This is a genomic window from Streptomyces sp. BYX5S (assembly GCF_054724165.1).
Map to the genome: position 1 here is coordinate 982,448 of NZ_CM138829.1, position 23,586 is coordinate 1,006,033.

Annotated in this window: 19 protein-coding genes, 1 tRNA gene and 1 pseudogene; 7 read left to right on the top strand and 14 right to left on the bottom strand. The window is 70.5% G+C overall.

All coding sequences use genetic code 11. The features are described from left to right. Positions 1-29: 29 nt before the first annotated feature. A complete protein-coding gene (locus ACYBSK_RS04465) occupies positions 30-959 on the bottom strand; it encodes a phosphatase PAP2 family protein (RefSeq protein WP_457475507.1) in 930 nt (309 codons plus the stop codon). 240 nt (positions 960-1,199) lie between these two features. Between ACYBSK_RS04465 and ACYBSK_RS04470 the strand changes: the two genes are divergently transcribed. Continuing rightward, a complete protein-coding gene (locus ACYBSK_RS04470) occupies positions 1,200-1,802 on the top strand; it encodes a histidine phosphatase family protein (protein ID WP_457475508.1) in 603 nt (200 codons plus the stop codon). A gap of 64 nt (positions 1,803-1,866) precedes the next feature. On the opposite strand, the gene ACYBSK_RS04475 is transcribed toward ACYBSK_RS04470, so the two are convergent. Further along, on the bottom strand, positions 1,867-3,243 hold the full coding sequence (locus tag ACYBSK_RS04475) for a tetratricopeptide repeat protein (protein ID WP_457475509.1): 1,377 nt from the start codon (positions 3,241-3,243) through the stop codon (positions 1,867-1,869). Between the two features lie 286 nt (positions 3,244-3,529). Here ACYBSK_RS04475 and ACYBSK_RS04480 point away from each other — a divergent pair, with 286 nt between their 5' ends. Both ACYBSK_RS04480 and ACYBSK_RS04485 read left to right on the top strand, forming a co-directional pair. Continuing rightward, a complete protein-coding gene (locus ACYBSK_RS04480; protein WP_457475510.1) occupies positions 3,530-3,976 on the top strand; it encodes a hypothetical protein in 447 nt (148 codons plus the stop codon). A gap of 33 nt (positions 3,977-4,009) precedes the next feature. Continuing rightward, positions 4,010-4,882: a spermidine synthase gene (locus ACYBSK_RS04485; protein ID WP_457475511.1), complete on the top strand. Its 873-nt coding sequence runs from the start codon at positions 4,010-4,012 to the stop codon at positions 4,880-4,882. A gap of 124 nt (positions 4,883-5,006) precedes the next feature. Here the strand turns inward: ACYBSK_RS04485 and ACYBSK_RS04490 are convergent, their stop codons facing one another. After that, positions 5,007-5,570: a hypothetical protein gene (locus ACYBSK_RS04490; RefSeq protein WP_460245236.1), complete on the bottom strand. Its 564-nt coding sequence runs from the start codon at positions 5,568-5,570 to the stop codon at positions 5,007-5,009. 100 nt (positions 5,571-5,670) lie between these two features. Here ACYBSK_RS04490 and ACYBSK_RS04495 point away from each other — a divergent pair, with 100 nt between their 5' ends. The 3 genes and pseudogenes from ACYBSK_RS04495 to ACYBSK_RS04505 all read left to right on the top strand — a co-directional run. Next, positions 5,671-6,375, top strand: coding sequence for a response regulator transcription factor (locus ACYBSK_RS04495; protein WP_457475513.1), 705 nt, complete (start codon positions 5,671-5,673; stop codon positions 6,373-6,375). Next, complete coding sequence (locus ACYBSK_RS04500) at positions 6,372-7,784, top strand: sensor histidine kinase (protein ID WP_460245237.1); 1,413 nt, start codon at positions 6,372-6,374, stop codon at positions 7,782-7,784. Before ACYBSK_RS04495 ends, ACYBSK_RS04500 begins: the two co-directional genes overlap by 4 nt. 261 nt (positions 7,785-8,045) lie before the next feature. Further along, positions 8,046-8,939: pseudogene (locus ACYBSK_RS04505) on the top strand (chitinase); the annotation flags it as partial. 16 nt (positions 8,940-8,955) lie between these two features. Here the strand turns inward: ACYBSK_RS04505 and ACYBSK_RS04510 are convergent. The 7 genes from ACYBSK_RS04510 to ACYBSK_RS04540 form a co-directional block, all read right to left on the bottom strand. Next, positions 8,956-10,605 carry a bifunctional aspartate transaminase/aspartate 4-decarboxylase gene (locus ACYBSK_RS04510; protein WP_457475515.1) on the bottom strand — a complete coding sequence of 550 codons (1,650 nt, stop codon included), beginning with the start codon at positions 10,603-10,605 and terminating at the stop codon, positions 8,956-8,958. A 28-nt stretch (positions 10,606-10,633) separates the two neighbouring features. Continuing rightward, positions 10,634-12,337 (bottom strand): aspartate-alanine antiporter, encoded by a 1,704-nt coding sequence (gene aspT / locus ACYBSK_RS04515; protein WP_460245238.1) that lies wholly within the window; start codon positions 12,335-12,337, stop codon positions 10,634-10,636. Positions 12,338-12,353: 16 nt separating this feature from the next. Then, positions 12,354-14,030 carry an aspartate-alanine antiporter gene (aspT, locus tag ACYBSK_RS04520; protein WP_460245239.1) on the bottom strand — a complete coding sequence of 559 codons (1,677 nt, stop codon included), beginning with the start codon at positions 14,028-14,030 and terminating at the stop codon, positions 12,354-12,356. Positions 14,031-14,138: 108 nt separating this feature from the next. After that, positions 14,139-15,590, bottom strand: a complete 1,452-nt coding sequence (locus ACYBSK_RS04525) for a GH1 family beta-glucosidase (protein ID WP_460245240.1) — start codon at positions 15,588-15,590, stop codon at positions 14,139-14,141. 167 nt (positions 15,591-15,757) lie between these two features. Next, positions 15,758-16,666 (bottom strand): carbohydrate ABC transporter permease, encoded by a 909-nt coding sequence (locus tag ACYBSK_RS04530; RefSeq protein ID WP_460245241.1) that lies wholly within the window; start codon positions 16,664-16,666, stop codon positions 15,758-15,760. After that, positions 16,663-17,694: a carbohydrate ABC transporter permease gene (locus ACYBSK_RS04535; RefSeq protein ID WP_460245242.1), complete on the bottom strand. Its 1,032-nt coding sequence runs from the start codon at positions 17,692-17,694 to the stop codon at positions 16,663-16,665. Before ACYBSK_RS04535 ends, ACYBSK_RS04530 begins: the two co-directional genes overlap by 4 nt. Further along, on the bottom strand, positions 17,691-19,010 hold the full coding sequence (locus ACYBSK_RS04540) for an ABC transporter substrate-binding protein (RefSeq protein WP_460245243.1): 1,320 nt from the start codon (positions 19,008-19,010) through the stop codon (positions 17,691-17,693). The genes ACYBSK_RS04535 and ACYBSK_RS04540 overlap by 4 nt, the downstream gene beginning before the upstream one ends. A gap of 270 nt (positions 19,011-19,280) precedes the next feature. Here ACYBSK_RS04540 and ACYBSK_RS04545 point away from each other — a divergent pair, with 270 nt between their 5' ends. Continuing rightward, positions 19,281-20,336, top strand: a complete 1,056-nt coding sequence (locus ACYBSK_RS04545; protein WP_457475522.1) for a LacI family DNA-binding transcriptional regulator — start codon at positions 19,281-19,283, stop codon at positions 20,334-20,336. Positions 20,337-20,417: 81 nt separating this feature from the next. Here ACYBSK_RS04545 and ACYBSK_RS04550 read toward each other — a convergent pair. The 4 genes from ACYBSK_RS04550 to ACYBSK_RS04565 all read right to left on the bottom strand — a co-directional run bounded on the left by ACYBSK_RS04550 (position 20,418) and on the right by ACYBSK_RS04565 (position 23,318). Then, a tRNA-His gene (locus ACYBSK_RS04550) sits at positions 20,418-20,490 on the bottom strand. A gap of 122 nt (positions 20,491-20,612) precedes the next feature. After that, positions 20,613-21,215: an oligoribonuclease gene (gene orn, locus ACYBSK_RS04555; protein WP_460245244.1), complete on the bottom strand. Its 603-nt coding sequence runs from the start codon at positions 21,213-21,215 to the stop codon at positions 20,613-20,615. A gap of 78 nt (positions 21,216-21,293) precedes the next feature. Beyond that, positions 21,294-22,505 carry a GlxA family transcriptional regulator gene (locus ACYBSK_RS04560; protein WP_460245245.1) on the bottom strand — a complete coding sequence of 404 codons (1,212 nt, stop codon included), beginning with the start codon at positions 22,503-22,505 and terminating at the stop codon, positions 21,294-21,296. Positions 22,506-22,904: 399 nt separating this feature from the next. Further along, a complete protein-coding gene (locus tag ACYBSK_RS04565; RefSeq protein WP_457475525.1) occupies positions 22,905-23,318 on the bottom strand; it encodes a hypothetical protein in 414 nt (137 codons plus the stop codon). Positions 23,319-23,586 lie beyond the last annotated feature (268 nt).

Genomic DNA, 23,586 nt, shown 5'->3' on the forward strand with positions numbered 1-23,586 from the left:
GACGCGGCGGATGGTCCGGGCCGCGCAGTTCAGCGAGCCGGTGCCGCAGCCCCGTCGCCGCTGTCCTGCGACGTGGCTGCCTTGCGCTGTCGGGGAATTCGCTCACCCGGGAAAGTCTGGCACTCTCCACTGACAATCGGGGCACGAGTGGCCGACGGGGTGGTCGGCGCGCCCGCGAACACGCCCTGCGCCCACTCCCGTACGGACGCCGCGGCGAGCCGCACCGGCTTCGTCAGGAGCAGTCCCACGCCCATCACCGCGACCCCGGCGAGCGCGTCGAAGAAGTAGTGGTTGGCCGTGCCCATCACGACGATCGTGGTGATCAGCGGGTACGCGACGCCGAGCGCCTTCACGTACGGGGAACGGGCGTGCCGCCACAGCATGATTCCGCACCACACCGCCCACCCGACGTGCAGGCTGGGCATCGCCGCGTACTGGTTGGTCATGCCGCCCATGCCCTTGGGGGCGCTGGCCGCGCCGCCCCACCAGCCGTACGAGCTGTAGTACGCCATCGTGTCGACGAAGCCGTGGCTCGCGGCGAGCAGCCGGGGCGGGCAGGTCGGCAGCAGGGCGAAGCCGACGAGGCCGATCATCGTCGACGTCATCAGCCAGGTGCGGGCCGTGCGGTAGATCGCGGCGCGGCGGCGGAACAGCCAGACGAGGACGATCGGTGTGACGAGGTAGTGAAGAGAGGCGTACCAGAAGTCGGCGGGGACGCCGAGCCACGGTTCGCGGGTGAAGAGACGGTTCAGCGGGTGTTCGAGGTTGAGGCGGACGGCCTTCTCGGCCCGGAGGATCGCGAGGCCGTGGTCGACGGCCTGGCTCACGTCGCCGCGGGCGAGCAGCCGCCCCGCCGTGTACGCGCCGTACACCAGGAGGATCAGCGGCAGCTCCGTCCACCAGCGGAGCCCGGCGCCGGGTATGCCCTCCGTGCGCGGTGCGTCGTCGGTCTGCGACATGCGGGCCGCTCCCCCCTGTTCCCTTGTACGGCGGCCACTGGCCACAGCTCCATTTTACGGTGTATGTGGGGCTCTGCGGGCTGCCCCTGACCCCCGTAGACGCTTCGTTCCGGTTGCGGGTTGCCCGGCGGGCGACCTCCATGCGGGTTGCGCGATGATGGACGGGGCGATCCTTCCCGCTCGCCCCATGTTCACCCTTAGTCCCTTGCAGTTGCTTGTAGTTTCGAAAGAGGCCTCTCCATGGCACCGCGCATCCTGTTGGCCCGGCACGGACAGACCGAGTGGTCGCTGTCGGGACGGCACACCGGGAGGACGGACATTCCGCTCCTGGAGGAGGGCAGGCGGGGCGCGAAGCTGCTGGGGGAGCGGCTCGGCCGGGCGCCGTACGGCGGGCTCGACGGCGTCGAGGTGCGGACGTCGCCGCTCGTGCGCGCGAAGGAGACCTGTGAGCTCGCCGGATTCGGGGACCGGGCGACGACGTGGGACGCGCTCATGGAGTGGGACTACGGCGCGTACGAGGGGCTGACGCCGGCGCAGATCCAGGAGCTGCGGCCCGGGTGGTTCATCTGGCGGGACGGCGTGCCCGAGGGCGAGTCCCTCGCGCAGGTCACGGCGCGGGCCGACGAGGTCGTGGAGTGGGCGCGGTCCGAGGCGGACCGGGACGTACTGGTCTTCGCCCACGGCCACATCCTGCGCTCGATCGCCGCCCGGTGGCTCGGCTTCCCGCTGGACTTCGCGGCCCGCATCCGCCTGAACCCGACGTCCCTGTCCGTCCTGGGCTGGGCCTACGGCGCCCCGGCCCTCGAATCCTGGAACGAGACGGGCCACCTGACCCAGGGCTGACCGGTAGCCCTTCGAAGCCCCTGCGGCGATTGAGCAGCGGGGTCCGGGGCGGAGCCCCGAGGGGTCACGCCGGGTGCCGTGCTGCCGATTGGGCGTCCAGGAACGCCGACACCCCGGCCGCCCGCTGGTGCGGCAGCAGCACCCGCGCGGTCGTCGCCAGCATGGACTCGATACGGGACGACCGCACGTCCTGGAGGAGCGTCAGAGCCCGCAGCCCGGCGTCGGCCGCCTCGTCGGGGTGTCCCGAGCGTGCCAGGTCGTCCGCCAACTCCGCCGTGTACAACGCCATGTTGCGCGTGAAGTGCGGATCCTGGAGCGTCACCGCCCGCCGCGCGTGCCGCGCCGCCCGGTCCCAACCGCCCAGCGCCGACCAGCACTGCGCCTCAAGACCCTCCAGTTCGGCCTCGCCGTAGAACGACATCCACTCCGGATCCGCGTCCGACGCCCCCCGCGCGAACAACGCCTGCGCCCGCGCGATGGACCGCTCGCAGGAGTGCTGGTCGCCGAGGCCCGCCCAGCCCCCCGCCTCCCGCAGCGCGAGCAGCGACAGCAGCCGCGGCGAGCCGAGCCGGGACGCCACCCGCGTCGCCGCCTGCGCCGCGCGCACCGCCTCACGGGGCCGCCCCGCGTCCCGCGCCAGGAACGCCGTGTTGCAGAACGCGTGCGCCTCCAGGCCCTCGTCGCCCGCCATCCGGGCCGTCGCCAGCGCCTCGGCGTAGTGCGAGCGCGCGTCGTCGAACCGCCCCGAGTCGTGCGCCAACCACCCCACCGAGATGGCCAGTTCACCCGCCCCGGTCTGAAGGCGCCCGGTCTCGTCCCGGGGCCCCGTGCCCGCGTCGAGCAGCTCGAAGGCGGTGCGCAGCGGCGCCGCGGCCCGCCGGTACAGGCCGTCGGCGCCGTGCCGGTCGTCGAGCAGCCGGATCCGCCGGATCGCCTCCTCCACGGCACCGATCCCGGCACGCGCCGGATGCCGGTCGAAGTCGGCGGGAAGGGCGGGGATGCCGAAGGGGGTCAGCGTGGCGACGGCCACGGTGGCCGTCGAACCGGTCATGCCGGTCATGAATGCGCGACGTCGCACGTCGCTCTCCTCGTTTGTTGCCTGGTACGTGTGCTGCGGGTCGGCGGTGGCCGCGGCGGGGCGCGCACCCCGGCCGCGTACCGCCGAGCGGGGCGCGAACCCCAGGTCCGCGAGGGTCCGGCCCGGGAACATGTGCAGGAACACCCGCTCGTACGCGTAGTTGGGGCAGCGGATCTCGCCGGCCTCCACGCGTCCGATGTAGCGCGCGTCGCAGCTGACCCGCTCACCGATCTCCCGGGCCGCGCGCCGCACCGCGGACGCGAACTCCCCCGGCGAGCGCCGGCCGCGCAGCGCCCGGAAGGCGAGGTTCGGCCGTGCGGACTGCGGCACCGAGGCGTCGGGGACAATCGGCGACGACGTCATGAGCGGGTCCTCCCGTGCGAACCGTGCCGGGCACCGTGGAAGTCGCGAGCGCATGACGAAATAGCTGCCGCAACTTCCTCGTTCCGGCGAGGCTCGAAGGTACCGGCTGTCACGACCGCGACACGCAGGGTTTGGCTACAAACCGGATATCTCACCCACGATCCGCCATGAACTGCCATCCTTTGCGGCGGCGTGCCGCCGTTGCCGTTGACAACGCGCGTGCGTTGAACCATGCGGCGATCCCCACGAGCGAGGAGGGGCCGACGTGTTGGACGCGTCACTACCCATGACGTCACATCCCGTGACCACCACTCCTACGACGACGACGGCCCGGCACCGGCCGAGCGAGGAGACCGGTTCCCCGCCGCCGGGCGACTGCGATCTCGTGACCGTGCCGTCCCGGCAGGGCCTGGAAGCGGTCGACATCCTGCGCCGGGGCTGTACGGAAACGATTGGCCCCGTGCTGCACGACGGCGGCGGCGACACCCTCGGCTTCCTGGTCCCGCCCGGCACCGCCGACGGCTGGGACCTGCCCGGCAGCGACTGCACGCAGACGCAGGGCCGCGGCCTCGCGCTCGGCCCGCGGCCGGAACCGCCGGTCGAGGGCACGGGCTGGCTGCTCCCGCCGGACCCCGCCGAGCGGCCCGCCGACCTGGTCACCGACCCGGCCGTGCTGCGCGCCGCCCTCGACGAGGCGGCCCGCCTGATCGAAGCGGCGGACAACTGTCGCTGAGCCGCCGCGCGCGCCCTCGTCGATAATGGGCGAATGGCGAGGTCACGAGGGAAGCAGGGGCGCGGGCGCGCGACGCGGGAGGCCGTGGTCGAGAAGGTCGACGGCGGACTCGCGGAGCTCGTGCCCGACCGGGACCGGGCGGCCGGCTGGACGCTGCTGATCGACGGCGCGCCCCAGTCGCACGTGGACCTCGACGATCCGGCGCATCTGTCCTTCGAGTACCAGCGCCGAATAGGGCACGTGATCGACCTGGCCGCCGAGCCGGGGCGGCCCGTGCAGGCGCTGCATCTCGGCGGCGGCGCCTTCACGCTGGCGCGGTACGTCGCCGCCACCCGGCCGCGGTCCACGCAGCAGGTGGTGGAGCGGGACGGGGCGCTGGTCCAACTCGTGCGGGCGCACCTGCCGTTGGACCCCTCGCAGCGCATCCGGGTGCGGACCGCGGATGCGCGGGAGGCGCTCGGCAGGCTTCCCGACGGGTGGGCGGACGTGGTCGTCGCCGATGTCTTCAGCGGGGCACGGACGCCGGGGCATCTGACGAGTACGGAGTTCCTGGCGGAGGTGCGCAGGGTGTTGCGGCCCGCCGGGACGTATGTGGCGAACGTGGCGGACGGGCCGCCGTTGGCGTACCTGCGGGGGCAGATCGCGACGGTGGCGGCGGTGTTTCCGGAGGTGGCGCTGATCGCGGATCCGGCGGTGCTGCGGGGGAAGCGGTTCGGGAACGCGGTGCTGGTGGGGTCGGCGAGGGCGCTGGCGGTGGGGGAGTTGACGCGGCGGGCGGCGGGGGATTCGCATCCCGGGCGGGTGGAGCACGGGCGGGCGTTGGTGGATTTCGCGGGTGGGGTGGGGGCGGTGTCCGATGTCGCGGCGAAGGCGTCTCCGGCGCCGCCGCCGTCGGTTTTCCGTTGACCCGTGCCGTGGTGCGGGAAAAGCCGGGGCTCCGCCCCGGACCCCGCTCCTCAATCGCCGGAGGGGCTGGAGAGTGGATCGCCGGAGGGGCTGAAGGGTGCCGGGCCAGGGCTTGATGTCCGGCTCAGTACGTGGCGATTTCCACCGTGGGGGCGTGGTCGTGCCAGGTGCAGAAGGCGGAGACCTTCTTCGTGCCCGAGGTGAATTCGACGCGGATCCACGTGGGTTGTTTCCAGACCTGGACCGACCAGCCGGCCGCGGGGGTCGCCGAGACCAGGGTGGCGGAGGACTTCTGGAGGTCGAAGACGGCTCGGCCGCCCTCCGTCGCGTAGCTCTTCACGGAGCCGGAGGAGGGCGGTGGCGTGCCGGCGGACTTCGTGGCGCGGGGCATGGGCGAGGCCGCGGTGCGGGTCGGGGACGGTTTCCGCGTCGACGGGGACGGGGACGGTTCGGGGCGGTGGGTCGATGAGGAGAGCGGGGGTTTCGCGCTCGGGTCGACCGCGTCGTGCTGCGCCACCGCCACGGGCAGCGCCCGCGGCGGGTCGTACACCGTGCCCGTCATCACCGTGTGCACGCCCCACCAGGACAGCGTCACCGCGGCGCCGGTGGCCAGCAGCCATGCCGCACCGTGCACCAGCCGCCTGCGGGCGGGGTGCGGGGTGCGGGGCGTCGAGGGTGTCTCCTGCATCGCGGGCCATACTGCACCACACCCGCCCCGCCTGTCCCGCGCGGACCTCCGTCACCCGCGAGAGGCCCGCATTCGGCCGGATGGCGTACGGTGCCGTCCCATGGCAAGTGTGCTCGTGGTCGAGGACGACCAGTTCGTACGCTCAGCCCTCATCCGGCACCTGACCGATGCCGCGCACACCGTGCGCAGCGTCGGCACGGCCCTGGAGGCGCTGCGCGAGGTCGCCCATTTCCGGTTCGACGTCGTGATTCTCGACCTCGGTCTGCCCGATCTCGACGGGGCCGAGGCGCTCAAGATGCTGCGCGGGATCACCGACGTACCCGTGATCATCGCCACGGCGCGGGACGACGAGGCCGAGATCGTGCGGCTGCTCAACGACGGCGCCGACGACTACCTGACCAAGCCGTTCTCGCCGGAGCACCTGTCCGCGCGGATGGCCGCCGTGCTGCGCCGGTCGCGGGGGAGCGCGGGCGCCGAGCCGCCCTCGCGGGTGATCCAGGTCGGCGGGCTGTCGATCGATCCGCTGCGGCGGCAGGCCGAGCTGGACGGCGCGCCGCTGGATCTCACGCGGCGCGAGTTCGATCTGCTGACCTTCCTCGCCGGGCGGCCCGGTGTGGTCGTCGCCCGCAAGGAACTGCTCGCCGAGGTGTGGCAGCAGTCGTACGGCGACGACCAGACCATCGATGTTCATTTGTCCTGGTTGCGAAGGAAGTTGGGGGAGACGGCCGCCCGGCCGCGGTATCTGCACACCCTGCGGGGTGTCGGCGTGAAGCTGGAGCCTCCTCGGGTGGAGCCGCCCGCATGAGGTGGGCGCTCGTCAAGGTGTGCCTCGCCGTCACGACGATGGTCGTGGTCGCCTTCGCCGTGCCGCTCGGACTCGTGATCAAGGAGATGGCGCGGGACCGGGCGTTCTCCAGCGCCGAACGGACCGCCGCGGCCATCGGCCCGACCCTGTCCATCACCACCGACCGCGATCAGCTCGACCGTGCCCTCGCCACCGCGCAGACCGGCGGCGAGGACCGCATGTCGGTGTACGTCCCGGCCGGCGGCGGGCACAAGGCGATACGGCTCGGTGAGCAGCGGGTCGGCTCCGATCAGCTCGACATCCGGCGGGCCACCGTCGTGGACGTGCCGGGCGGCTCGGTGTGGTTGCAGCCCATCGCGGTGAGCACCGGCAAGATCGCCGTCGTCGAGGTCTTCGTGCCCCAGGACGAGGTCACCAACGGGGTGACGACCGCGTGGGTCGTGCTCGGCGGTGTCGGCATCGCGCTGATCATCGGGTCCGTGGCGGTCGCCGACCGGCTCGGCGGGCGGATGGTGCAGCCCGCGCAGCGGCTCGTGGGCGCCGCGCACGACCTGGGGGAGGGGAAGCTCGGGGCGCGGGTGCCCGAGGACGGGCCGACCGAGCTGCGGCTCGCCGCCGTGGCGTTCAACTCGATGGCCGATCAGGTCGTGCAACTGCTCGCCAATGAGCGGGAGTTGGCCGCCGATCTGTCGCACCGGCTGCGGACACCGCTGACCGTGCTGCGGCTCAACGCCGCCTCCCTCGGCGACGGGCCCGCCGCCGAGCAGACCCGGGCCGCCGTGGAGCAGCTGGAGCGCGAGGTCGACACCATCATCCGCACCGCGCGCGACGCGAAGCCGCAGACCGTCGCCGCCGGGCCCGGCGCAGGGTGCGACGCCGCCGAGGTGATCCGTGAGCGCATGGACTTCTGGTCGGCGCTCGCCGAGGACGAGGGGCGCAAGGTCCGCGTCGCCGGTGTCGACCGTCCCGTACGCATCCCCGTCGCCCGCGGCGAGCTGGCGGCCGCGCTCGACGCGCTGCTCGGCAACGTGTTCCGGCACACCGCGGAGGGCACGGCCTTCGCGGTGGACGTGCACCGCGCCGAGGACGCCGTGATCGTGCTGGTCTCCGACGCGGGCCCCGGGATCGCCGACCCGGCGGCCGCGATGGCGCGCGGCAGGGGCGAGGGCGACACGGACGGCGCCCGGGTCGGCTCGACCGGGCTCGGCCTGGACATCGTGCGCCGGGTCGCCGAGTCCACCGGCGGCGACGTCCGGATCGGCGCGTCCGTGCTCGGCGGCACCGAGGTACGGATCTGGCTTCAGCTGGAGGGCTACCGGCCTTCGCAGGGGCGGCGCGGGCACGGGCGGCGCGGCCGGGACCGCAGAGGGGCGGCCGGTCTCTTTAACCGGTCCCGATCCCTCGCTTAAGCCAACCCTAAGATCCGCGACGCCCGCCCGCACTGCCCGAATTGCCGGGTTGCTGATCGCTAGCGTGCTGCCGCGCCCTGATCGCATCGCGGGGCGCGGCCACCCCCCACGCAGACCTAAGGCAGGCACGCGATGAACAGCAACACGCACCGACGCAGGTTCAGCGGCAGGAAGAAGGCGATCGGCGCGGTGGCGGCCGCGGCGGTGGCAGGAAGCGGCGCCTTCCTCCTCACCTCGGGCGCCTCCGCCGAAGTCGCCGCGGCGGAGCCCGGGTTCGCGCCGTACGTCGACACCTCGCTGTACCCGAAGTTCGACCTGGTCGACTCCTCGAAGGCCACCGGCGTGACGGAGTACAACCTCGCCTTCCTCACCTCCGGGGGCGACTGCGCCCCGAAGTGGGGCGGCGTCACCGACCTCGGAAGCGACGAAGTGGCTTCCCAGATAGGCGACTTGAGAGCGGCCGGCGGCGACGTCCGGGTCTCCTTCGGTGGCGCCGCCGGCACCGAGCTGGCCCAGGCGTGTTCCTCGGCGGGCGAGTTGGCGGCGGCGTACCAGAAGGTCGTCGACCAGTTCGACCTCACCAAGGTGGACTTCGACATCGAGGGCGGCGCGCTGCCCGACACGGCGAACAACACCAAGCGCGCCGAGGCCATCGCGACGTTGCAGCAGGACAACCCCGACCTGAACGTCTCCGTGACGCTGCCGGTGATGCCCGAGGGCCTCACCCAGGACGGCGTGAACTTCCTGGAGAACGCCAAGGCGGGCGGCGCCTCGCCCGACCTCGTCAACATCATGGCGATGGACTACGGGGCGTCGTACAGCGGTGACATGGGCGACTACGCCGAGCAGGCGGCGACCGCCACGCAGGCGCAGGTGAAGTCGGCGCTCGGGCTCTCGGACGCCGACGCGTGGCGGGCCGTCGCGATCACCCCGATGATCGGCGTCAACGACGTCGCGTCCGAGGTCTTCACGGTCGACGACGCCACGCAGCTGGTCTCCTTCGCCAAGGAGAAGGGCCTCGGCGGGCTCTCGATGTGGTCGGCGACCCGCGACAAGCAGTGCGAGGGCGGCGCCTCCGGCTCGGCGCAGCCGACGTGCAGCTCGATCGAGCAGGAGGCGAACGCCTTCCAGAAGGCGTTCGCCTCGTTCGGCTGACCGCTGCCCTTCGGGGTCAGGCCTGCGACGCCCGCCATTCCTCGGCGTAGTCGTCGAAGATGCCGCGCAGGTGGTGGCCGATCTTCAGGTAGTCCAGGTTGTCGAGGTTCGCGAGGGAGACGCGGACCGACCACTCCGGTCCCTCGAAGCCGCCGCCGTTGAGGAGCACGACGCCGGTCTGCTGGGCGAGCCGGAACAGCGCGTCGACCGGTTCGTAGTTCTGCTCCAGGAAGTCCGCGAACGGCTTTCCGTGGACGCGCTCGGCCTCGGCCAGCAGGTCCAGCTCGATGTAGTAGGCGGCCCGGTGGGGATCCTCGTGGATCTTCATCTGGGCGCCTTCGAGGAGCAGTTCGAGGCGCTGGCGGACGATGGAGCGGATCTTCTCCTTGTACGCCTGTCCCTCCTCCAGCATGTTGAACAGCGAGAAGAGCGTCATCATCACCTGCTGCGGCAGCGACAGGCCCGCCGTGTGGTTCAGCGCCACCTGCCGGGAGTCCGCGACGAGCCGGTCGATGAACCTGATCTTCTCCGGTTCCAGGGTCAGCGAGCCGTACCGCTTGTTCAGGCGGTCCTTCTCCTCCTGGGGGAGCGCGGCGATCATCTCGTCGATGACGTTGTCGTCGTGCAGCCCGATGACACCGAGCCGCCAGCCCGTGCACCCGTAGTGCTTGGAGTACGAGTACACCAGCAGCGTGTTGCGCGGCAGGTCGGCGGCGATGGAGCGGAACCCCTCGACGAACGTGCCGTACACGTCGTCGGTGACGATCATCAGGTTGGGGTTCTTGCTCGCCACGATCTCCTTGATCTGGTTCGCGACCCGTGAACTCAGCGCCAGCGACGGCGGGTTGGAGGGGTTGACCAGGCAGACCAGCTTGATCTCCGGGTCCTCCAGCTTGGCGACCTCCTCCTCCGGGTACCGCCACTCGCGCACGCCCGTCTCGGCGAAGCTGCTGGCCGAGACGTACGTGACGTCGAAGTCGTACGTCGGCAGCTCGGCGATCTCGATGTACGGCGTGAAGACCGGCACCATGAGGGCGATCTTGTCGCCCTTCTTCAGCAGCCCGTTCTTCATGAGGGAGTCGAAGATGTAGCACATGGCCGCCGTGCCGCCCTCGGTCGCGAAGACCGAGAGGTTGTCCGCCGGCGGCTTCTTGTCGAACATCTCGTCCGCGAGGTAGCCGCGCACCACCTGCTCGCCGCAGACCAGCATCCGGTCGGGCACCGGGTAGTTGTCGCCGGTGATGCCGTCGGTCAGCTCGTGCACCCACTCGTCCTTGTCGAACCCGAAGCGCTGGATGCCGTGCTGCACGCACTGCGCGAGGAGTTCGATGCCCGGCAGGCTCGGGTTCCGGCGTACGAACGTGTCGAAGCGCTCGTACGCGCCGTGCTTCTCCGGCATCCCGCCGAGGTTGTCGGCGTTCCACACGCGCCGCGACTCCTCCAGGGCGAAGTAGCCGAGGGCGTAGAACGCCTCGCGGGGGCCGGTCGCGATCCAGTTCGGGTTGCCGCGGCCCGCGTTGAGCATCTGGCGGCTGGACTTCTCCTTCTGGCCCGGCTCGTCGGCCTGCGCCTGCTCGGCGAGGTCGATGAAGATGTTCTTCAGCTCGAAGGGGGAGAGCTGGGCGTAACTCTTGATCTGTTCGCGCGTGAACGTCGTCTTGGTCATGTCGTTTCCCTAACTGCGGTGCGGTGGCTCAGTGCTGGAGGAGGACGATCACGGCACCCCAGATGGTGAGGAGCACGTTGCCGACGGCGTACGGGATCGTGTAGCCGAGGGTGGGGACCTGGGAGCGGGAGGACTCGTTGATCGCGCCGATCGCCGCGGTCGTGGTCTGGCCGCCGGCGAGGACGCCCATCAGGATCGGGAACCGGATCTTCTGCACGTAGTGGCCGAAGGCGAAGCCGACGAGCAGTGGGATCACGGTGGCGACCGCGCCGAAGACCAGCAGCCCCCAGCCCGCCTCGGACAGGCCCGAGGTGAAGCTCGGCCCCGCGTTGATGCCGACGACGGCGACGAACAGGCACAGGCCGAGCGTGTCCATGAACCACTGGGCGCCGGGCGGCACATTGCCGTACGTCGGGTACTTGCCGCGGATGTAGCCGAAGACCAGGCCCATGATGAGCGCGCCGCCCGACGTGGACAGCGAGATCGGCACGCCGGACACGGTCAGCGCCGGGATGCCGATGCAGCCGCCGAGGAAGATGCCGAGGCCCACCCAGATCATGTCGGTGGCGAACGAGGTCGGGACCGGCTTGCCGATCGCCGCACCCGCCGGGTCGACCAGCCGCTTCGGCCCGGTGAGCACGAGGGTGTCGCCGCGCTCGACCTTGGAGGAGAGGCGGTAGGGGAACTCGGCGCCCGAGCGGTAGATCTTGTCGATGTAGACGCCGACCATGAACGGCTCGCGGCGCAACTCCGCGACGGTCCGGCCCAGTTGGGCCTTCTCGGAGGCCACCACGTGCAGCGTCTCCGTCTCGTAGCCGAGCAGCTCCACGTCGTCGGTCTCCCCGCCGATGTGGGTGCGGGCGTCGTAGTCGACGAGCGAGCCGCGCAGCGCGCTCACCGCGACGATGTCGCCCTCGCGCAGCACCGTCTTCTGGTCGTGGTCGAGGATCTGTCCGTCGCGCCGCACCCGCGTGATGTAGATGCGGTGGCCGAGCTCCTTCTGCTGGTTCTCGAAGTCGTCGATGCTGCGGCCGACGATGTCGGGGCGCTCGATGGTGTACGCGCGCAGCACCACCTCGTAGTAGCCCTCGGCCAGGTCCGGATCGTTCTCCGGGGCGTCCAGCTCCTTGGCCAGCTGCGCCGACTCGGCGGCGAGGTCCTTCTTGTAGAGCTTCGGCAGGATGGTGGCGAGCAGGATCGCGCACAGGATGGTGCCGAGCGGGTACGTCACCGCGTAGCCGATGGCGACGAGGTTCGCCTCGCTCTTGGCGTCCCCGGTGGACAGGCCCGGCAGGGTGCCGATGGCGTCCTGGGCGACACCGATCACGGCCGACTGGGTGAGCGCGCCGCCGAGCAGACCGGCCGAGAGGCCGGGGCCGTAGCCGAGCATCGACGCGAAGACCCAGCAGATCAGCAGGCCGGTGACGCAGACGACGATGGCGTTGAGCACCTGCGGCAGGCCGTCGGTCTTGAGGCCGCGGAAGAACTGCGGGCCGACCTTGTAGCCGAGGGCGAACAGGAACATGATGAAGAACAGGCTCTTCACCGTGGCGTTGATCTCGACCTCGGTCCAGGCGCCGAGGATCAGGCCCGCGATGAGACAGCCGGTGACGGCGCCGAGCGCGATGGCCTTGTAGCGGATCTTCCCGAGCAGGAAGCCGAAGGCGACCGTCAGGAAGACCAGGAGTTCCGGATAGGGCTGGAAGATGTTCCGGTTGAGGAAGTCGATCATGTCGGTGGACGTCCTCTCAGTTGCCGAGGATGCCGACGAGCACGGGGCCGGTCAGCGGGAGCAGGAAGTTGGAGAGGGCGTACGTGATCGTGTAGCCGAGCATCGGCACGGACGACTGCGCCACCTGGGTGACCGCGGTGATCGCGGGGGTCGAGCACTGCTGTCCCGCGATGGCGCCGATCAGGAGCGGTTTCTCGATCTTGAGCAGGGTGCGGCCGACGATCAGTGAGATCGTCGCGGGGATCAGCACCATCGCGATCCCGGCGAACGGCAGCAGCGCCCCGTACTCCTTGATCAGTGGCCAGGCCTGCGGTCCGGAGACGAGGCCGGTGCAGGCGATGAAGACCGCGAGCCCCATGTCCTTGATCGTCGCGGCGGCCTGCGGCGGGAACGCGCCGAAGGTCTGCGAGCGCGAGCGGAACCAGCCGAAGAGCAGCCCCGAGATCAGACAGCCGCCGCCGGTGCCCAGCGACATCGGGATGTCGCCGAACTTGACGACGACCTGCCCGAGCAGCGAACCGGCCGCGATGCCGAGCCCCAGGTAGATGAAGTCGGTGGCGTCGTTCCTGACCACCGAGCCGATCCGCGCGACCAGCTTGTTCAGGCCCGAGCGGGCGCCCACCAGCGTCAGCACGTCGCCGCGGTGCAGCACCGTGTCCCCGGAGGCGGGCAGGTCCTGGTCGCCGCGGGTGACGTCGGTGACGTAGACGCCGTCCTTGTAGAACTCGGGGTACGCCTTCTGCACCTCGTCGACGGACTTCCCGTCGAGCGCCTTGTCGGTGACCGACACCTCGCGGGCGGCGAGCGGCGAGTCGAGGCCGGGCACGCCCGGCGTCTCGGGGCCGATGACCCGGCCCGCGTCGATCACGTTCGCCCGGCGGCCGACCAGGAGCACCAGGTCGGAGAGGGTGAGCTCCAGGCCGGGGGTGACGTCGAGGACCTTGCTGCCCCGCTTGACCGACTCCACGGTGACCCGGTCGTCCATGCTGGACTGGAGATCCCCGACCGTACGGCCGTCAGCGGTCGTCACCAGGTAGGTGCGGCCCACCATGCCCGGCAGCGCGGGGCGCTCGTCCGCCTCCAGGCTGCCGCGGCTGCGCGTGCGCTCCCACAGCTCGCGGGCGGCGTCGCGCAGGTTGATGCGCATCATCATCGGCATGATCTGGCTCGTGTAGAGCACGATCGTGATCAGGCCGAACAGGTAGCAGACCGTGTACGCGGTGGCGACGTTGCCCTGGTACTCGGTGATCTGCGCGGCCGTCAGGTCGCTGAGCTTACCGATGGACTCGGTGGCCGTGCCGACCACCGCGGACTCCGTGGCCGCGCCGGCCAGGATGCCGGAGGCGGTGCCGACGTCCAGGTCGAACCAGCTCGCCAGGCCGAGCGCGATGCCGATGACGCAGACCAGCTCGATGCCGCACAGCACGAAGAAGCGCAGGCTCTTCTTGTTGAGGTTGCGGAAGAACTGCGGTCCCGCCATGTAGCCGAGCGCGAAGATGAACAGCGCGAAGAACACCGTCTTCACGTCGTCGGAGACCTGGGCCTTGGTCCAGGCACCCAACAGCAGCGAGACGATGAGCGTCCCGCAGATGCCGCCCAACGTCAGCGGCCCCACGCGCAGCTTCCCGACGAGGTAGCCGAGCGCGAGGCTCACGAACAGGACGAGTTCCGGATGGTCCTTGAGCACACCCATGGCGCCTCAGGACCGGTCATATCGGTAGGTATCGGGCATACGCGTAAAAATAAGGGCCGGTGCCCGTCGCTGCCACGCGACGCGCACCGGCCCTTCCGCCCGCCGGGGTCAGGACTCGGCGGGCAGCCCCCCGTTGCGGGCCACCTGGGAGTACCAGGTGGCGCTGGTCTTCGGGATGCGCGCCTGCGTCTCGTAGTCGACGTAGACGGCGCCGAACCGCTTGCCGTATCCGTAGGCCCACTCGAAGTTGTCGAGCAGCGACCAGAGGAAGTAGCCCCGCACGTCGGCGCCCTGCGCGATCGCGTCGTGGATCGCGGCGAGGTGGGCGTGCAGATAGCGGACACGGTCCGGGTCGTGCACCCGGCCCTCGGCATCGACGGCGTCCTCGTACGCGGCGCCGTTCTCCGTCACGTAGAGCGGCACGCCCGGGGCCTGCGCGGTGTAGTCGAGCAGCAGGTCGGTCAGGCCCGTCGGGTCCACGGGCCAGTTCATGGCGGTGAGTTCGCCGGGCGCGTGGTGGAACGCGATGTCGTCGGCGGCCGGCCACGGCGTGTGCTCGCTGGCGCCGTGCCCGTCCAGGCGCGGGCCCGTGCGCTCGGGGTCCGCGGCGGAGACGACGGCCGGGGTGTAGTAGTTCAGGCCGATGAAGTCGAGCGGCTGGTGGATGGCCGCGGTGTCGCCGTCCCGCACGAACGACCAGTCCGTGATGCTCGCGGTGTCGGTGAGCAGGTCCTGCGGGTAGGCGCCCTTGAGCAGCGGCCCCGAGAAGACCCGGTTCGCGAGCGCGTCGATACGGCGCCGGGCGTCCAGGTCGGCGGGGGCCTCGGTGCGCGCGCGGACCACGCTCGGGTTCAGGCTGATGCCGACCTCGGCGCGGGCCGGCAGCACCCCGCGCAGCGCCGAGCTGGCCAGGCCGTGACCGAGGTTGAGGTGGTGCGCGGCCCGCAGCGCGGCGGCGTGGTCGGTGCGGCCGGGGGCGTGCACGCCCGAGCCGTAGCCCAGGAAGGCGCTGCACCAGGGCTCGTTGAGGGTCACCCAGCTCTCGACGCGGTCGCCGAGCGCCTCGCCGACGATCCCGGCGTACTCCGAGAACCGGTACGCGGTGTCCCGCTCCGGCCAGCCGCCCGCGCTCTCCAGCTCCTGCGGCAGGTCCCAGTGGTAGAGCGTCACCACGGGCTTGATCCCATGACCGAGCAGCTCGTCCACGAGCCCCCGGTAGAAGTCGAGCCCGCGCTGCACGGCGGGCCCGCGCCCGGTCGGCTGCACCCGCGGCCACGCCACGGAGAACCGGTACGCGGTCAGCCCCAGGTCCGCCATCAGCCGCACGTCGTCGCGCCACCGGTGGTAGTGGTCCACGGCGACGTCCCCGGTGTCCCCGTTCGCCACCTTCCCCGGCGTATGGCTGAAGGTGTCCCAGATCGACGGCGTCCGCCCGTCCTCCCGCACGGCCCCCTCGATCTGGTAGGCCGCGGTCGCCGACCCCCAAAGGAACCCGGCGGGAAACCGGGTCGCGGCGGGAGGGGAGGTGACGGTGGGGCTGGTGTTGTCAGTGGTGGTCATAGGAGCGCTCCCATGGTGAGTAATGAGTCCACGATTCAGCAGCTTCGAAGCCCCTGCGGCGGACACTTCGAGCCCCTGCGGCGATTGAGCAGCGGGGCCCGGGGCAGAGCCCCGAGACGTAGGACCGGCGGGGCGCAACAGGAACGCCCCGCCCGCCCCGGCGGGCGCTAACCCTTGACCGCGCCCTGCATGATCCCGCCCACGATCTGCTTCCCGAACAGCAAGAACGCGACGAGCAACGGCAACGTACCCAGCAACGCCCCCGCCATGATCACCGAATCGTCGGGGATGTACCCCGTCCCCAACGCGTTGAGCGCGACCTGAACCGTCGGGTTCTCCTGCGTCAGCGCGATGATCGGCCACAGGAAGTCGTTCCAGGCCATGACGAACGTCAGCAGACCCAGCACCGCCATCGCGGGCCGCGCCGCGGGGAACACCACGTGCCACACCACCCGCAGGCTGCTCGCCCCGTCGACCCGCGCCGCCTCGATCAGCTCGCCCGGCAGCGCCTGCACCAGGTACTGCCGCATGAAGAACGTGCCGAACGCGGACACGAGCGTCGGCAGGATCACGGTCTGCAACTGGTTGGCCCAGCCCAGGTCCGTCATCCACAAGTACAGCGGAACCACGGCCAGTTGCGGCGGAATCATCATCGTGCCGATGGTCATCAGCAGCAGCGTCGTGGAGAACCGGAACTTCAGCTTCGCGAAGGCGAACCCCGCGAGCGTGGAGAACAGCACCGTACCGACGGTGATCGCCGACGCGACGAGGATGGAGTTCCACATCGCCGTGCCGAGACCCGCCTGGTTCCAGGCGGTCTCCAGGTTCTTGAACAGGTTCCCGCCGAACCAGAACGGCGGCGGCGTCTGCGCGAGCCTGGCGTTGGTGCGCGAGGCCGCGATCGCCGTCCACAGCAGCGGGGCCAGGGAGATCAGGGCGAACAGCACGAGGGCGAGGTACGTGACCGGCCCGGCGTGCAGCTGCTTGCCCGCCCCCATGATCCGCCGGCGCTTGGGCGGCCCGGCGGCGCCGTCCTTCACCGGCCCGCCCGGTGTCACATCACTGATGGTGGTCATTGGGACTTCCTCAGCCGTCGGGAGATCAGCATGTTGACCGCGGCGACGACCAGCAGAATCAGGAACATCGACCAGGCGATCGCGGACGCCTTGCCGAGGTTGCCGACGATCCAGCCCTGGTCGTACATGTACAGGCCGATCGTCTGGTACTGGTGCTCGGACCCGCCCTTGGTGCCGCTGACCCCGCCGAACAGCAGCGGCTCACCGAAGAGTTGCATCGCGCCGATGGTGGAGACGACGACCGTGAACAGGATCGTCGGCCGCAGCATCGGGATGGTCACGTGCCGGAACTGCTGCCAGCGGTTGGCGCCGTCCAGCGCCGCCGACTCGTACAGGTCGCCCGGGATGGCCTGCATCGCCGCCAGATAGATCAGCGCGTTGTATCCGGTCCACCGCCAGATCACGATCGACGACACCGCGAGCTGCGAACCCCAGTCGGACTCCTGCCAGTTGACCTTGTCCAGGCCGATGGCGTCCAGTGCCCAGTTGATCATTCCGCTGTCCGGGGCGAAGAGCAGCACGAAGACGAGCGTCGCGGCCGCCACCGACGTGGCGTACGGGGTGAGCACGACGACCCGCCACACGACCGAGCCGCGCAACCGGTAGTTGAGCATGTGCGCGAGCCAGATCGCCGCGGCCAGCTGCGGCACCGTGGAGATCACGCCGATGGTCAGCGTGTTCTTCAGCGCGTTCCAGAAGAAGTCCGACTGGAACAGGTTGATGTAGTTGTCCAGGCCCGCCCAGGTCTGGCCGTCCAGGTTCGCCAGCTGCACGTTGTGCAGCGAGTACCAGGCGGTGTAGAGCAGCGGCACCAGCGAGAAGGCGCCGAAGATGATGAAGAAGGGGGCGATGAACGCGTACGGGGACGCCTTCATGTCCCAGCGGTACAGCCGGCTGCGCCAGGAGTCGGCGCTCTTCGGCGTACCGCGACCCTGAGCGCCCCGGGCCGCGCCCGACTCCTTGGGGGAGTCGGGCGCGGCGTCGGCGCTCGACGCGGTCTGCGCGAGAGCCTCGTTGGAGCTGGTCACTGGCCGAGCACGTCCTTGACCTCATTGGTGGCCGCGTCCCAGCCCTGCTCGGGCGACTTGCCCTTCTGCTCGACCTGGAGGATGCCCGTGTCGGTGATCGCGGTGTTGATCGGCTGGTCCTTGATGCCGAAGATCTGCACCGGGATGGTCTTCGCGGATTCGGAGAGGATCTCGGTGATCGGCGCGTTCGAGAAGTACGCCTGGGTGTCCGCCTTCGGCTTCAGGTTCGCGTACGTCGACGGCATCGACGGGAAGCTGGCCTGCTTGGCGAAGACCTTCTGCTGCTGCTCGGGGGCGGTCAGCCACTTCGCGAGGGCGATGGCCTCCTTCTGGTGCTTGCTCGCCGTCGGCACACCGATGAACGAGCCGCCCCAGTTGGCCGCGGTCGGCGCGGCCGCCATGTCCCACTTGCCCTCGCCGGCCTCACCGGACTTCTCCTGGATGTAGCCGACCATCCACGCCGGGCAGGCGACGGTGGCGAACTTGCTGTTCGCGAAGCCCTGGTTCCACGGCTTGTCGAACTGCTTCAGCTTCGCCGACATGTCGGAGGTCGCCACCTCCATCGCGGCGTCCCACGAGTCCTTCACGCCCTGGGACTTGTCCCATATGACGTTGCCGCTCTTGTCGTAGTAGCGCTCCTTGGCGCCACCGAGCGCCGCGTTGTAGATCGAGGAGGCGGAGTCCACGAACTTGGTGCCGCTCGGCGCCTTCTTCATGTAGTCCTTGCCGACCTCGACGTACTTCGACCAGTCGCCGCTCCACATCTCGGCGAGCTTCTCGCGGTCGGTCGGCAGCCCGGCCTTCTTGAAGAGGTCCTTGCGGTAACAGATCGCCATCGGGCCGACGTCGGTGCCGAGGCCGATCAGCTTGCCGTCCTTGGTGGTGGCCTGCTTGTTCTTCCAGTCCAGCCACTGCGACTTGTCGACCTCCTTGCCCAGGTCGACGAACTTGTTCGCCTGCGTCTGCACGGCCTCGGTGATGTTGCCGACCTCGATGGCCTGGATGTCGTCCGTACCCGAACCGGCCTGGAGGCGGGTGAGCGTCTTGGGCCAGTAGACGTCGGTACGGGTGGTGACGTTCTCCTTGATGGTGATGTTCTTGTGCAGCTTCATGTACTCGTCGTAGAGCCCGGCCTGCTTGTAGCCGAAGGTGCCGAAGGTGCCGACCGTCAGCGTGGTCGCGCCCTCCTTGCCGCCGGCGTCGCTGTCGCCGGAGCCGCCGTCGTCGCTCGCACAACCGGCAAGCAGCCCTGTGGCCAGGGCGGCGACGACCGCGAAGGTCATCGCGCGTCGGGTCGTTCGGGCAGTCGTGCGCATTGCGTCCTCCAAGTGCTCAATTGCTCTTGATGCTGAGACGTGCAGACCCCCGGCCAACTGCCAACTGCTGTGCTGGGCCCGTTCGTTCATGTGCGGCTCGGGCGGGGAACGTGCGGCTTCTGTATGCGTCCAGTAGGGTGGGAGCGCTCCCACCGGTGATGTGTTGAAGGGTCGTCGCTCGAACCCGGGGTGTCAAGACACCCGGCGACGCCAAGTTCGTGCGGTTATCGGGCTGTTAGATTCCGCTCAAGATCTGGGGAGGTAGGAGTCATGGTGGCTCACGGCACGCACGGCAGGCGCCCGACCCTTGAGGAGGTCGCGGCCCGAGCGGGCGTCGGCCGGGGCACGGTCTCCCGCGTCATCAACGGATCGCCGCGGGTCAGCGACCGCACCCGCGCCGCGGTCGAGGAGGCCGTCGCCGAGCTCGGCTACGTTCCGAACACGGCGGCGCGCGCCCTCGCGGCCAACCGCTCGGACTCCATAGCCGTCGTCGTCCCGGAGGCCGAGTCCCGGTTCTTCTCCGAGCCGTACTTCTCCGGCATGGTCGGCGGCGTCGGCATCGCCCTCGCCGACACCCCGCTCCAGCTCCTGCTCACCTTCGCCCGTGGCGAGCGCGAACAGGACCGCCTCGCGGCCTACCTCGCCGCCCACCGGGTCGACGGCGTACTGCTGGTCTCGGTGCACTCCGACGACCCGCTCGCCGACCGCCTCATCCAGATGGACATCCCGACCGTGATCAGCGGCCCCCGCTCCGCCGACGAGCCGCTGCCCTCCGTCGACACCGACAACTACGCGGGCGCCCGGCTCGCCGTCCAGCACCTGATCTCCCGGGGCCGCCGCTCCGTGGCGATCATCGCGGGACCGCTCGACGTGTACGGAGCCCAGCGCCGCCTCGTCGGCTACCAGGACGAGCTGGCCGCGAGCGGGATCGGCTACGACGAGAAGCTGGTGGCCTACGGAGACTTCACGGAGGAGGGCGGCCGCCGCTGCATGGAGGAGCTCCTGGAGCGCGGCACCGGCCTCGACGCGGTCTTCGCCTGCTCCGACCTGATGGCCTCCGGCGCCCGCCAGGTGCTGCGCGAGGCCGGCCGCCGCATCCCCGACGACGTGTCCCTGGTCGGCTTCGACGACTCGATGATCGCCCGCCACATGGAGCCCGGCCTCACCAGCGTGCGCCAGCCCACCCGCGACATGGGCCGCGCCATGACGGAGCTGCTGCTCGACGAGATCGCGCTGGCCGCCCAGGGCAAGCGCTCCTCCGTCCGCCGCGGGACGCAGCGCCACCTGGTGCTTCCGACGGAGCTGGTGGTCCGCGCCTCGTCGTAGATGCGGCCCCGGGAAAGCGGACGCGCTCCGGGAACGCCGAAGGCCCCGGTTCTCTCGAACCGGGGCCTTCGGACCCTTCAGGGTGAGTGACGGGACTTGAACCCGCGGCCACCTGGACCACAACCAGGTGCTCTACCAACTGAGCTACACCCACCATGTCCGGTCGTTTGTCTTTCTTCCGACCGGCCGAGAAAAAGTGTACAGGGTCCGAAGGGGTGCTCGCGCACACCTTTTCCCGAGGGGGCCCGGACCCCGTACACGGGGGCTTGTCAGGGACTACTCCGCAGGCAGGACGTACTTCGCGGCGATCGACTTCGCCGTGTCCGAGTCCGGGCCCGGCTGCGGGACGAAGACCGCCTCGCGGTAGTAGCGCAGCTCCGCGATGGACTCGCGGATGTCGGCGAGCGCCCGGTGGTTGCCGTTCTTCTCCGGACTGTTGAAGTACGCCCTCGGGTACCAGCGCCTGGCGAGCTCCTTGACCGAGGACACATCGACGATCCGGTAGTGGAGGTAGTCCTCCAGCGTCGGCATGTCACGCAGCAGGAAACCGCGGTCGGTACCGACCGAGTTCCCGCACAGCGGGGCCTTGCCCGCGTCCTTGACGTGCTCACGTACGTACGCCAGGACCTGTTCCTCGGCGTCGGCGAGCGTCGTGCCGCCCGCCAGCTCGTCGAGGAGGCCCGAGGCGGTGTGCATGTTGCGCACCACCTCGGGCATCTGCTCCAGGGCCTCGTCCGGCGGGCGGATCACGATGTCCACACCGTCGCCCAGTACGTTCAGCTCCGAGTCGGTGACCAGTGCGGCCACCTCGATGAGCGCGTCGTTCGCCAGCGAGAGACCTGTCATCTCGCAGTCGATCCACACCATGCGATCGTTCATGCGCCCAACCCTACGGGTCGGGCCTGCTCGCTGGCAGACGACGGGCGTCGGCTCCTGTTCCCGGTGCTGCGCGCGGGGCTACGAAGCCGTGCGCGGGCCCGGCACTCCCGGGTGGCCCGTGGGCATCGAGGCGGCGGGCGGACCCAGCGCGTTCGCGGCCGCGGTGCGCCGGGACTGCGCGGGGACCGGGCTCGCGCTCTCCGGCCCCGGCAGGCCCGCCAGCTCGACCGCCCTGTCGGGCTTGTCGGCCCTCCCCGGCCCCTCGCCCGGCTGCGGCCTGCGCGCCCGGTACGCCGCCCGGTACGCGGCAGGGGACGAGCCCAGCTGGCGCCGGAAGTGCCCGCGCAGCGCGACGGGGGAGCGGAAGCCGCAGCGGCCCGCCACCTCGTCGACCGAGTAGTCGGACGTCTCCAGGAGCCGCTGCGCCTGGAGGACCCGCTGCGTGATCAGCCACTGGAGCGGGGCGGACCCCGTCAGCGACCGGAAGCGGCGGTCGAAGGTGCGTCGGCTCATGTAGGCGCGGGCCGCGAGCGTCTCCACGTCGAACTGCTCGTGTAAATGCTCCAGCGCCCAGGCGACGACCTCGGCCAGCGGGTCGGCGCCGATCTCCTCGGGCAGCGACCGGTCGAGGTAGCGCTCCTGGCCGCCGCTGCGGCGCGGCGGGACCACCAGGCGGCGGGCGAGCGCTCCGGCCGCCTCGTTGCCGTGGTCCGTGCGCACGATGTGCAGACAGAGGTCGATGCCGGCCGCGGTGCCGGCGCTGGTCAGTACGTCCCCGTCGTCGACGAAGAGCTCCCGCGGGTCCACGTGGACCGACGGATAGCGCTTGGCGAGCGTCGGCGCGTACATCCAGTGCGTGGTCGCCGGGCGGCCGTCGAGCAGGCCCGCCGCGGCGAGCACGAAGGCTCCCGTGCACAGCCCGACGATGCGGGCGCCCTCCTCGTGCGCGCGGCGCAGCGCGTCGAGGGCCTCGTCCGGTGGCGGCGAGGTGATCGAGCGCCAGGCCGGTACGACGACCGTGCCCGCCCGCGAGATCGCCTCGAGCCCGTGCGGCGCGGTGAGTTCGAGTCCCCCTGTGGTCCTCAGGGGTCCGTCTTCGCCGGAGCACACGAGCAATCGGTAGCGCGGAACTCCCGCGTCCTGCCGGTCGATTCCGAACACGGAGAGCGGTATTGAACTCTCGAAGATGGGTCCGCCGCTGAACAGCAGCACCGCGACGATCTCTCGTCGCCGGCGCCCCGACAGCTTGCGAGCCGCCGCCTCCGGCGCAGTGGTGGAGTCGTGGCTCATGCTGCTAAGCCCCCCTCGGTGATCGCGGCTCCCTCAATACTTTGACGGGCTGTTCGCTCCTGCACGTTTCCCCTCGGTGATGCACGAAGTCCCCCGCCGCCTTCAGATCAGACAGTCATGATCGAATCTACTGCGTCCCGTGGTGCCGTCGTGACCAGTTAAGAACCTGACCGATTGTCGACAAGGCAACTTGGCGTGAAGCATTCGATCACGAAGCGTCGCACTCAGGGGCGTTGCTGGGAAGTGCGCCTTCACCGCGTGGCCGGTCCCCGTAGGGTGCAAGCGCTTTTCAGAGGCCTTTTTGCCCTGGTGAAACGGGGGTTGGGGGAGGCGAAACGCAAGGGAGGGCCGCATGACCCAAGTTGGCTGAAAATCGGTGTGGAACCGCGACGAAACCGGTCAGTCAACCGGCGTATCCCACCCGGCCCGATGCTCCCCGCGATGCGTACCCGGACCGGACCTGCCGCGCCGGCCGCGGTGCGTGCAGCACTGTTCACTGTGCAACTGTGCAGCGCCGCGCTGCGACTGTCCAAGGAGCACCCGGCAGGCCGCGGTCACCGCGACGAGGCCCAGCGCGGCCCCCGCGGCGCCCGCGGCGGACGAGCCGTAGCCGACGAGCACGAGCGGAACCAGGACACAGCTGAACGCCGCCCAGCGCACCACGTCGCCCACCCCGTCCTGCCCCTTCCGGGCGGGCTCCGCGGACGCCTGCGCCGACGGCCGCGGGGCCGGCAGCCCGGCGGGCCGTCCGGGGCGGCGGGCGTCGTGGTGGTGCGCGGCGCGGGGCCGCTGGGCGGTGGTCGGTCCGGGCACGGAACGCTCCCTGTGTCTTTCGGTACGGCGGTACAACGCCGTCACCCCGCTGCGGTCACTTCTCCGATGCGGGACAAGGGACCAGTTGAGTGCGCAAACCGCCTGTACGGGGCAGCAACCATTGCCATACGGTCGCCCCTCGTGCATGCTCCCCTGAACGCTGCGGAGCGGACGTACCAGCAGGTCTGAGCCCGGAATCAGAGTCTGGGCAGAGGAGGAGTGTCGCCGTACCCTTGGGGGTATGGGGTTGGGAAGATGATTCCCGGAC